At 63.7% G+C, this 11,274-nt stretch carries 9 protein-coding genes; 7 read left to right on the forward strand and 2 right to left on the reverse strand.

The features are described from left to right. The first annotated feature begins 7 nt into the window (after positions 1-7). The 4 genes from ltaE to R3217_01590 are packed head-to-tail and all read left to right on the forward strand — an operon-like array spanning position 8 to position 5,630. Positions 8-1,012: a low-specificity L-threonine aldolase gene (gene ltaE / locus R3217_01575; protein ID MDX1454122.1), complete on the forward strand. Its 1,005-nt coding sequence runs from the start codon at positions 8-10 to the stop codon at positions 1,010-1,012. Positions 1,013-1,050: 38 nt separating this feature from the next. After that, complete coding sequence (locus R3217_01580) at positions 1,051-2,373, forward strand: TlpA disulfide reductase family protein (protein MDX1454123.1); 1,323 nt, start codon at positions 1,051-1,053, stop codon at positions 2,371-2,373. A gap of 4 nt (positions 2,374-2,377) precedes the next feature. Continuing rightward, the gene (ppc, locus tag R3217_01585; GenBank protein ID MDX1454124.1) at positions 2,378-5,089 is read left to right on the forward strand and encodes a phosphoenolpyruvate carboxylase; all 2,712 of its coding nucleotides are present in this window, start codon (positions 2,378-2,380) and stop codon (positions 5,087-5,089) included. A 7-nt stretch (positions 5,090-5,096) separates the two neighbouring features. After that, positions 5,097-5,630 carry a GNAT family N-acetyltransferase gene (locus R3217_01590; GenBank protein MDX1454125.1) on the forward strand — a complete coding sequence of 178 codons (534 nt, stop codon included), beginning with the start codon at positions 5,097-5,099 and terminating at the stop codon, positions 5,628-5,630. Between the two features lie 7 nt (positions 5,631-5,637). Here the strand turns inward: R3217_01590 and R3217_01595 are convergent, their stop codons facing one another. Continuing rightward, complete coding sequence (locus R3217_01595) at positions 5,638-6,876, reverse strand: amidohydrolase (GenBank protein MDX1454126.1); 1,239 nt, start codon at positions 6,874-6,876, stop codon at positions 5,638-5,640. 104 nt (positions 6,877-6,980) lie between these two features. On the opposite strand from R3217_01595, the gene R3217_01600 reads away from it, so the two are divergent. Both R3217_01600 and R3217_01605 read left to right on the forward strand, forming a co-directional pair. After that, positions 6,981-7,934 (forward strand): D-2-hydroxyacid dehydrogenase, encoded by a 954-nt coding sequence (locus tag R3217_01600; protein ID MDX1454127.1) that lies wholly within the window; start codon positions 6,981-6,983, stop codon positions 7,932-7,934. Between the two features lie 11 nt (positions 7,935-7,945). Next, positions 7,946-9,076 (forward strand): L-dopachrome tautomerase-related protein, encoded by a 1,131-nt coding sequence (locus R3217_01605; GenBank protein ID MDX1454128.1) that lies wholly within the window; start codon positions 7,946-7,948, stop codon positions 9,074-9,076. A gap of 12 nt (positions 9,077-9,088) precedes the next feature. Here R3217_01605 and R3217_01610 read toward each other — a convergent pair whose 3' ends face one another. Next, positions 9,089-9,712 (reverse strand): DUF502 domain-containing protein, encoded by a 624-nt coding sequence (locus R3217_01610; GenBank protein ID MDX1454129.1) that lies wholly within the window; start codon positions 9,710-9,712, stop codon positions 9,089-9,091. Between the two features lie 101 nt (positions 9,713-9,813). Between R3217_01610 and R3217_01615 the strand changes: the two genes are divergently transcribed. Next, positions 9,814-11,274 (forward strand): deoxyribodipyrimidine photo-lyase (locus tag R3217_01615; GenBank protein ID MDX1454130.1); only part of this gene is annotated, 1,461 nt, incomplete at its 3' end.

The raw sequence follows: 11,274 nt of genomic DNA on the forward strand, positions 1-11,274 counted from the left end.
CGTTTCGATGCCGGACGCAATCGATCTACGCAGCGACACTGTCACCCGACCCACTGCCGCCATGAAGCAGGCCATGCTGGAGGCCGAGCTGGGTGATGACGTGTTCGGTGACGACCCCACCGTGAACGCCCTGGAGGCGAAAGCCGCGGCGCTCGCCGGCAAGGCTGCGGGCCTGTTCCTGCCCACCGGCACGCAATCGAACCTGGTCGGCCTGCTCGCGCATTGCCAGCGCGGTGACGAATACATTGTCGGCCAGCAGGCGCATGCGTACTGCTGGGAAGGCGGTGGCGCTGCCGTGCTGGGCGGCATCCAGCCACAGCCGCTGGAACAGGATGCGCGTGGCTGCATGTCACTGGCGGCCATTGCCGCGGCCGTGAAACCGGATGATTCACATTTTGCGCGCACCCGGCTGCTGGCGCTGGAAAACACCTGGGGTGGCCGCGCGCTGGATGCCCGATACCTTGACGATGCGACGAGCGTCGCCCGCCAGCATGGCCTCGCCACGCACCTCGACGGTGCGCGCGTGTTCAACGCCGTCATTGCCACCGGCCAGTCGCTGGCCGACATGGCAAGGGATTTCGACACGGTATCGATCTGCCTGTCCAAGGGCCTGGGTGCGCCGGCCGGCTCCGTGCTGGTCGGTTCGCAAGACCTGGTCGACAGCGCGCGTCGCTGGCGCAAGGTGACCGGTGGCGGCATGCGCCAGTCCGGCATGCTGGCCGCTGCAGGCATCCATGCGCTGGACAACCACGTGGACCGCCTGGCCGAGGATCATGCCCGCGCCGAGAAGCTTGCCACCGGCTTGCGCGGACTCGGTTATGACGTCGACGGCCCGGAAACCAACATGGTGTTCGTGACGCCCGGTGCGGCCGGCGACAGGTTGAAGACACTGGCAGAGGAACGCGGTATCCGCCTGCCGGCTGGCGAGCACATCCGCCTGGTGCTGCACCTTGATATCGATGATGCCGCGCTGGAGCAGGTGCTCGACCTGTTTGCCGCAGCGCGCGCCTGACCCTGCACGACCGATACGAGACCAAACTGGAGAACGCCATGCGCTGGATGTGCCTTTCACTGTTCCTGACCCTGCTGGTCGCTTGCTCGCCGGAGCCCGAACAGGCTGCTGCCGCGCAGGATGCAAGCAAGCTGGAAGCCACTGCGCCCGATGCATCCGTCGCGCCGCAAGATACCGTGCTGGCCAGCGGCAACTGGCGCATGGTCATCCAGCTGCCCGCTGCCGAACTGCCCGTGCAGATGGAGGTCATGCCGGGCACTGGCGACACGCCGCGGGTGTATTTCATCAATGGCGACGAGCGCGTGCAGGTCGAGGAAGTGCTGATCGATGGCCAGCAGGTGGAGCTGCGCATGAACTCCTTCAATACCTGGTACCGCGGCGAAGTCACGGATGGTGTCTACAGTGGCACCCTGTACAAGGTGAAGCTGGGTGCCACGCAGGAAATGCCGTTCACCGCATCCCACGGCGAGCGGCATCGGTTCTTCGAAACCTTCACCCGCCCGGAGATCGATGTCAGCGGTCGCTGGGAAGTGCGCTTCCATGGCGATGATGCCGACGAGGAAGACGACTTCACGGCCGTCGGCCTGTTCGAGCAGAACGGCTCCAGCCTGTCCGGCACGTTCCTGACCACGACCAGCGACTATCGTTTCCTGTCCGGCGCGGTGCGTGGCAACAAGCTCTACCTCTCGGCCTATGACGGTGCGCACGTGTTCTATTTCGATGCCGAGATGCAGGCAGACGGAACCCTGGCCGGCCGTTTCCTGTCCGGCACCGGCTGGAACGAAAAGTGGACGGCCTTTCGCAATCCGGACGCCAGCCTCCCTGACATGGATACGCTGACCTACCTGAAGGAAGGTTACGATCGCTTCGATTTCAGTTTCCCGAACCTTGATGGCGAGATGGTGTCGCTGGATGATCCGCGTTTCCAGGACAAGGTTGTCGTGGTGCAGCTGGCCGGCACCTGGTGCCCGAACTGCGCGGACGAGACGCGCTTCCTGGCGCCCTGGTACAAGGAAAACCGTGATCGCGGTGTCGAAGTGGTCGGCCTGCTGTTCGAGCATTTCGAGGAATTCGAGCAGGCCGCCGCACAGGTGCGCACCTGGCGCGAGCGCTGGGACGTCGACTACCCGACCCTGGTCGCCGGCGTGTCCGACAAGTCGCAGGCCAGCGATGCCCTGCCGATGCTGAATGCCGTGCTGGCCTACCCGACGACGATTTTCATCGGCCGTGACGGCGAAGTGGCACGCATTCACAACGGCTTCAACGGCCCGGCCACCGGCGAGCTTTACCAGGAAGAAATCCGCACGTTCAATGCCACGGTCGACGAACTCCTGCAGGACGCCAAGGAAGAAAAGGACTGACATCATGCTGGATCGCGAAGCCATACAATTCGATGCCAAGGACGAACCGCTGCGTGATGACGTACGGCTGCTGGGCGAGCTGGTCGGTGATGTCATTCGCGAGCAGGGCGGCGAGGCGCTGTTCGAGCGCGTGGAAAAAGCGCGCCAGCTGGCCATTGCCAGGCGCCAGGGCGAGGACGATGCCGCCGCCGGCCTGGCCGAGCTGCTGACCTCGCTGGATCCTTTCGATGCCCGCGAAGTCGTGCGCGCCTTCTCGACCTATTTCCAGATGGTCAACCTGGCCGAACGCGTGCATCGCATTCGCCGCCGCCGTGCATACGAAAACGATCCGGACAAGATCCAGCCGGAAGGCCTGCAGGATGCCCTGCTGAAGCTCCGCGAGGCGGGTGTCGACGACGAACTCATCCGCGCCCGGCTTGCGGCCATGACCATCGAGCCGGTGTTCACCGCGCATCCCACCGAAGCGATGCGCCGCACCCTGCTGGGCAAGCAGCAACAGATCTCCCGCAGCCTGATCAAGCGATTTATCGAAAAGCGCACGCCGCGCGAAGAGCAGGCAGCGCTCGCCGGCCTGCGACGCGAGATCACCACGACCTGGCAGACCGAGGAGCATCCCTCGACGCGCCTCACTGTCGCCAACGAGCGGGAGAACATCCTGTTCTACCTGGGTGACGTGATCTACCGGATTGCCCCGGTGTACCTGGAGACTGTCGAGCAGGCGCTGGGTACGACCGCCGTCGGTACCCACTCCCTGCCGGGCCAGCTGCTGCACTTCGGTTCCTGGGTGGGTGGCGACATGGACGGCAACCCGAACGTCACGGCCGACACGGTTCGCGATTCGCTGACGGATCACCGTGCGCTGATCATCCATCGCTACAAGCGCGAACTGGGTGAGCTGTATCGCGTGCTGTCGCAATCGGTGTCGCGGGTCGGCGTCGATCCGGAAATTCACTCCCGCATTCGCGAATATGCCGCCGACTTCCCGGTCGAGTACGAAAGCCTGAACCACCGGCATCGCAACATGCCTTACCGCGTCTTGATCCGCCTGATGAGTGCGCGCCTGCGCGCCACGGGCAGTGACCGTGCCGGTCGATACGCGAAAGCAGCCGATCTCGAGGCGGATCTCGCCCTGATCATTCGCAGCCTGGAAGCGCATCGTGGCGAACGCGCCGGCGTCTTCCAGGTGCGCCGCCTGCTGAGGCGCGTGCAGATTTTCGGCTTTCACCTGGCCGCGCTGGATGTTCGCCAGGACAGCCTGGTGTTTCGCCGCGCCGTGGGTTCCCTGCTCAACGAACCGGAGTGGCTGGAGCTGTCGCGCGAGGTGCGGCTGAAACGCCTGCAGGAAGCGTGGCGAGACGGTGGCGCTGCGGTGGTCGATGCCGAGGACGAGGCGGCGGAGACGCTGCGCGTGTTCCGCACCATCGCCGACTGTCGCGAGCGTTTCGGCAAGGCGGCGATGGGCGATGTGATCATCAGCATGGCGGAAGGTGCGGACGATGTCCTGAGCATCCTGCAGCTGTCGCGCTGGGCGGGCTGTGCCAACGAGCAGGGCGAGGTGGAGCTTGATGTCGTGCCGCTGTTCGAGACGGTGGATGACCTGGAGCGCGCGCCGAAAGTCATGCGCGAACTGTTTGCCGATCCGATCTATTCGGAGCACCTGGCCAGGCGCGGTGAGCAGCGCGTCATGCTGGGCTACTCGGATTCCAGCAAGGACAGCGGGATTGCATCGTCGCGCTGGGCGCTGCAGACCGCGCAATCACAGCTGGCGGAAATTGCCCGTGATGCCGGCATTCGCCTCACGTTCTTCCACGGGCGTGGCGGTACCGTGAGCCGGGGTGGTGGCCGTGTGCATCGCGCCGTGCTGGCAGCGCCGCCGGGTACCATCAATGGTCGCCTGCGCATTACCGAGCAGGGCGAGATCATCAACGCCAAGTACGGCCTCCGCGGCATCGCCATGCGCACCCTGGAGCAGATGCTCGGTGCGTCGCTGCTGGCCGAGCTGGATCCGCAGCGTTCCCACGAGCAGGAACCTGACTGGGCGGACGCCATGGCCAGGCTGGCTGCCGATTCACGCCGGGTATTCCGCGGACTGGTGCATGAGAACGAGCAGTTCTATGACTTCTTCCGCAAGGTCACGCCGATCGATGTCATCGAAAAGATGAAAATCGGTTCGCGACCGGCGGCGCGCCGCAAGGGCAAGGGTATCGTCGACCTTCGTGCCATTCCCTGGGTGTTTTCCTGGACCCAGAACCGCTGCCTGCTGCCAGGCTGGTTCGGCATTGGCACGGGCCTGGAACAGCTGATCGAGGAGCGCGGTATCGACTTCGTTCGCCAGATGGCGCGCGAGTGGCGTTTCTTCTCCAACCTGCTGGACGATGCCGAGATGGTGCTGGCGAAGACCGACATGGCCATTGCGCAGCGCTACTTCGATACCGCCCCGGAGCATGCCGACATCGCCAAGGTCATCACGGCAGAGTTCGAGCGCCTGTTGAGATTGCTGCGCGAGATCCAGGGTGAAGACGGCGAACTGCTGGCCGACGACCCGGCGCTGGAACGCAGCATCCGCCTGCGCAATCCCTATGTCGACCCGGTCAGCCTCTTGCAGCTCGACCTCTTGCAGCGCTGGCGCGAAGCGGGCAGCAAGGATGACGAATTGCTGAATGCCCTGTTCGCCACCATCAATGGCATCGCGGCCGGCCTGCAGAACACCGGTTAGCAACGCCATGAATACGGAAGACATCCAGGGCCTGGAGATTCGGCGTGCGACCGAAGCCGATGCCGCGAAGCTTGCCGCGCTGGGGCGCGAGGCCTTCAGTGAAACGTTCGGACACCTCTATCCGCCGGCAGACCTGGCGGAGTTTCTCGATACGGCGCATTCGGAATCGAACTGGCACGCCATGCTGGCCGATCCACGCCGGGCAACCTGGCTGGCATTGAAGGACGGGCAGGCGATTGCGTATCACATCGTCGGCGCCTGCAAGCTGCCCGTGGACGACCTGGAACCGACGGCCGGCGAGATCCAGCAGCTCTACGTGCTGGCCAGGCACCACAACCTCAAGCTGGGTACGCGCTTGATGGAACGTGGCCTGGCATGGCTGGAACAGGAAGGTTTTTCGCCCTTGTACATCGGCGTCTGGTCGGAAAACCTGGGGGCGCAGCGCTTCTACGGCCGCTACGGTTTCGAGAAATTCGGCGAGTACGGCTTCCCGGTCGGTGACACCGTTGACCGGGAATTCATCCTGAAGCGCAGCGCGTGAAGTCCGCTCATTCCACTTCGTGGCTGACCTCGGGCGGATTTGCCAGGTAGCTTTTCACCAGCGAGGTCATCGCGGCAATCCCCACCGGGATCGACGCATCATCGGCGCGCATGGTCGGCGTATGCAGGCCGCCCGAGCCCTTGCCGGGATCGACAACGCCGAGCCTGAAGAAAAAGCCCGGCAGGGCATTCGAAAAGTAGCCAAAGTCCTCGCCGCCCATGGTGGGAGGAATCTGTTCGACCGAGCTCACACCCCCGACACCCGGCAATACCCGGCTCGCCCAGGCCGACAGGGCACGATTGTTGTAGACCACCGGCGTGTTCTTGGCATAGACCAGGTCGTAGTCACCACCATGCGCCGAGGTGATGCCCTTCGAGAGGGCATGAATGCGTTCGATGATCATGTCCTGCACCTTCGGGTCATAGGTACGCACCGTGCCTTCCATGTGCACTTCTTCCGGAATGATGTTGAAACGCGAGCCGCCGTTCATGATGCCCACGGACAGCACGCCTGGATCGCTGGGATTCATGTTGCGCGAGCGAATGGTCTGCAGGGCGGATACCAGTTCCGCGCTCATCACGATCGGGTCGATGGACTGGTGCGGGCGCGAACCGTGCGACTGCTTGCCCTTCACCGTCAGCAGGAAATGGTCGGTTGCTGCAAAGGCCGGCCCCGGGGTGAAGCCGATTTCGCCGACATTCATGTCGGGGAAGCTGTGCAGGCCGAAGATCGCTTCCGGCTGCAAGTCATCGAACACGCCTTCGATCATCATCAGCTCGGCCCCGCCTTTCTTCGGCGGTGGAGTGCCTTCCTCGGCAGGCTGGAAGATGAACATCACCGTACCCGCCAGGTTTTCGCGCTCGGCCGCCAGGCTCATTGCCACGCCGAGGCCAACGCTCATGTGGATGTCATGACCACAGGCATGCGACAGGCCGTCGACCGTGGAGGCGAAGGGCAGGCCGGTTCGTTCCGGTACCGGCAGGGCATCCATGTCGGCACGTACCGCGATGACCGGCCCCGGTTTGCCGCCCTCGAGAATGCCGATGACGCCATGGCGGGCGTGGCCGGTCGTGACGTCGAAGCCGAGTGCCCGCAGTTCCTTTTCGATCCGCGCGGCCGTGTCGTTCTCTTCGTTGCTGAGTTCCGGGTTGGCATGGAACCAGTGCCGCAATTCCGTGGCTCTTTCAATGACCGCCGGGTCGACCGGCGTTGTGGCAAGCGTGGCAGCAAGGGCAAGACTCAGCATGGCGGGCTCCGTAAGCTCGTGACGGGTTGTGCAATGTCGGTTTTGTCATGATCGCGCGACTGGGCCATTATGCGTCACTCCATCTGCAGTAGCGAGTGAGTCTCATGCGCGGCGTATTTCTCGACTTTGCCACCGTCAGCAACAACGATGTTTCCGCAGCACCGCTGGAAAAGGTGCTGGATGCCGTCGAGCTGCGGGATGTCACGCCGCAGGACGAGATCGTTACCGTGATGCAGGATGCCGAGGTGCTGCTGACCAACAAGTGCCGGATCGATCGCGCCATCATCGAGGCACTGCCGCAATTGCAGTTCATCGGCCTGTCGGCGACCGGATTCAACAATGTCGATATCGAAGCGGCACGCGAGCACGGCATCGCCGTAGCGAACATCCGTGCCTATTGCACACCTTCCGTGGTGCAGCATGTCTTCACGCTGATGCTGTCCTTGAACCAGAAACTGGATGGCTATCGCGCCCTGCTGGCCCAAGGCGCCTGGAAGACCTCGCCACAGTTCACCCTGCTGGATTACCCCATTGCCGAACTGGCCGGGCAGAAGCTGGGCATCATTGGCTGGGGGGAGCTTGGCAAGGGCGTCGCCGCGGTCGCGGAGGCCTTCGGCATGGACGTCATGGTTGCCGAGCATCGGGGCAGGGAAGTGCGAGAAGGTCGCGTGGACTTCGACACCGTGCTGGGCGAGGCCGACATCATTTCCCTGCATTGCCCGCTGACGCCGGATACCGACAAGCTGTTCGATGCCGAGGCCTTCAAGGCGATGAAGGACACGGCCATCATCATCAATACGGCCCGCGGTGCCATCATTGACGAAGCGGCACTTGCGGATGCATTGCGCAACGGCGACATTGCCGGTGCGGGCATCGATGTGTTGTCCGAAGAGCCGCCCGTCAACGGCAACCCGCTGCTGGCTGCCGACATCCCGAATCTCGTCCTGACACCACACATTGCCTGGGCGGCCGTCTCTGCCCGCCAGCGCGCCGTGCAGCAGATGGCGAATGCCATTGCGGGCTTCAAGCGTGGCGACCGCATCAATCGCGTCGATTGAAGAGAGGTTTCATGAAAGCTCGCGTGTTGAACATCCTGCTGGGACTGTTGCTGTTGCTGGTCATCCTGCTGCTGTTCGTCTACCTGCGTTATGGCGGCGGCGAGGATTACCCGGACCTGTCCACCGAGCCATTGCTGGACGATGCCGCCCTGGAAGCAGTGGTGCAGTACCCGGAGCCCATCGGCAATGTGGCGGTGGCGGCAGATGGTCGCGTGTTTTTCACGGCCCACCCGGAGGGTCGGCCGATCGGGCCGAAGCTGCTGGTGTTCGCGGACGGCCGGGCCACGGCCTTTCCCGATCGCAAGACGCAGCAGGATTTCCGCACGCCCCTGGGTGTGGTGATCGATCGGCAGGAACGCCTGTGGGTGATCGACTCGGGCCAGCATGGCCTGCACCAGGCCGAACTGTCGGCCTTCGACATCCATACCGGCGAACGCGTGTTCCGCTTCGGCTTCGACGATGATCATGCCCCGCTCGGGTCGATGCTGCAGGACCTGCAGATCAGCAACGATGGCGAATGGGCCTACATCGCCGACGTCAGTTTCTGGCGACAGGCGCCGGCGATCCTGGTCATGGACCTGGTGAATCGCCGGGTGCGTCGCGTGCTGGTGAATCACGAGTCAACGGCGGCCCAGGACTGGGTCATCCGCACGCCGTACAAGCGCATGGAGTTCTTCGGTGGCCTGGCCGCACTCAAGCCCGGCGTGGACGGCATCGCCCTCAGTCGCGATGGCCTGTATCTCTATTACGGCGCCATGACCCACGACACCCTCTATCGCATTCCGACCAGCCTGTTGCGAGATACCACGCCGCGCAGCCTGATCGAAGCCTCGGTCGAAGCGGTCGGGCCGAAGCCGCTGAACGATGGCATGAGCACCGATGAAATCGGCACGGTCTACCTCACGGATGTCGAGCACCAGGGCGTGATGATCCACCAGCCGGATGGCCGCCTGCTGACCTTGTTGCGTTCGGAGCGGATTCGCTGGGCGGATGCGCTGAGCTTCGGCCCGGATGGCTGGCTGTACATTGCCGATTCCGGCATCCCGCAGATGATGCTGGAGCCGCGCGACACCATCATCGAGCACGCGCCTTACACCATCTGGCGGATCAAGTTGCCGGTGCGGCCCGTGGCCGGGCACTGAGGGCAGGGCGGATCAGGGCTTGTCCTTGTTGTCGCCGCTGCCGCTCGCATTGCCGGACGGGTTCGTCAGCCCGGCGGTGATCACGAAGCGCATCGCTTCTTCCATCTTCATGTCCAGCGGTTGCAGGCGCTCCTTCGGCAGGAACAGGGTGTAGCCACCGATCTGGTAGCTGAACGGGAAATACACGGCAACCTCGTCACCCTGCTCCAGGCCCGGGAAGGCCTCGAAATTGTCGCGGGTGACGAAACCGATCAACCGCGCCTTCGGTGCATCGAACTCCACCATCACCACGCGATTGAACTGCTCGCCCGGGTCGCGGGACACGAAGCCGAGGAAATCGCGCACGGCGTTGTATACCGTCTTGACCAGCGGGATCCGCGCGAACAGGCCGTCCCACCAGGCGAAGATCTTCTGGAACAGCCACGCCTTGGTTGCCAGTCCCACGGCGAAGGTCAGCAGGATGCCCAGCGCGATACCGACGCCGGGGATGTAGAGCTTCTCGCCGAACAGCGCCTTGTACAGGCCGCCGAGGAAGGTTTCGAAGCTGGTGCCCAGCCACCACACCACCCACAGCGAAATGACGACCGGCAGCAGCGCGGCCAGGCCGGTGAAGAAGATTTTGCTTAACGCACCCATGTTCATGCTGTCCACGTTGTGACGAAAACTGCCCCTACTCTACACTGAGTGCAGCACCGCTACCCATCCCTCTCCCACGTCACTGTTCACAGGGGTTCTCGATGACGACTGCACTGGTCTGGTTCCGCCGCGACTTCCGACTGCACGACAACGCGGCCTTGACGGCGGCACTGGCGGCGGCGGATACGGTGATCCCGGTCTACCTGCATGCACCCGAGGAAGAGGAGGCGCAGGGCGAGCGCTGGGAAGCGACCGGGGCCGCGGCCTGGTGGCTGCATCATTCCCTGCGGGCTTTGAAAAAGGACTTGCGCGATTCAGGCAGCAACCTGGTCATCCGTCGTTGCACGGAGTCCCTGCTTGAATTGCAAAAGCTGATCGACGCAACCGGCGCCGAGGTCGTGCACTGGAACCGCCTCTACGAACCGCACACCGTGGCGCGCGATGCGCAGATCAAGCAGGCGCTGGGCGAGGCGGGCATCGAGGCCGTGTCGCATGCCGGCTGCCTGTTGCACGAACCCACGATGCAGAAGACCAAGACCGGCAACCCGTTCAAGGTGTTCACGCCGTTCTGGAAATCGACCCGGCCATCGCTCGACATCGGCACCCCTGGTGGCAAACCTCGCGAACTGCGTGCGCCATCGAGCTGGCCGCAGACAATGCGGGTTCGGGAGCTCGAATTGCTGCCGGACATCAATTGGCATGACAGCATTGCGGCTGCCTGGCAGCCGGGCGAGGAGGGCGCGAGCGCATTGCTGCATCGCTTCATCGACGAAGGGGTCGCGCACTATGCCAGGGGGCGTGATTTCCCGGCCGAGAACTTCACCTCACGCCTGTCGCCGCACCTGCACTTCGGCGAAATCACGCCGCGCCAGGTGTGGGTGGCGATCGAAAACGCCACGCGTGAAAAACCCTCGCTGGAAAAACCGGCCGACAAGTTCCTGGCCGAGATCGGCTGGCGCGAGTTTGCGTATCATGTCCTGTTCCATCACCCGCACACGGTCAACCAGCCCTTGATGGAAAAATACGCCGCGTTCCCGTGGCGCGATGTCGACAAGGACCAGGATGCCGCCGCCGACCTCGAGGCCTGGCAGCGCGGCCTTACTGGCTATCCCATTGTCGATGCCGGCATGCGCCAGCTGTGGCGTGATGGCTGGATGCACAATCGCGTGCGCATGATCGTCGCGTCCTTCCTGGTGAAGAACCTCCGACTGCACTGGTGGCACGGCGCGCGCTGGTTCATGGATACGCTGGTGGATGCCGATCTCGCGTCGAATACCCTGGGCTGGCAATGGGCCGCGGGCTGCGGCGCCGATGCCGCGCCGTACTTTCGCATTTTCAATCCGATGCTGCAGAGCAAGAAGTTCGAAGCGGAGGATTACATCCGCGAGTACGTGCCGGAGCTGCGAGAGGTCCAGGATGCACACCTGCATGCGCCGTGGGAAGCGCCGGCCGAGGCGCTGGATAAAGCAGGCGTGAAGCTTGGCAAGGATTACCCGGAACCGATCATCGAGTACAAGGCCTCGCGCGAACGCGCCCTCGCTGCCTTGCAGGAATTGAAAGAC

The sequence above is a fragment of the Gammaproteobacteria bacterium genome (genome assembly GCA_033720895.1).
Lineage (GTDB): Bacteria > Pseudomonadota > Gammaproteobacteria > Natronospirales > JAJUFS01 > JAWWBS01.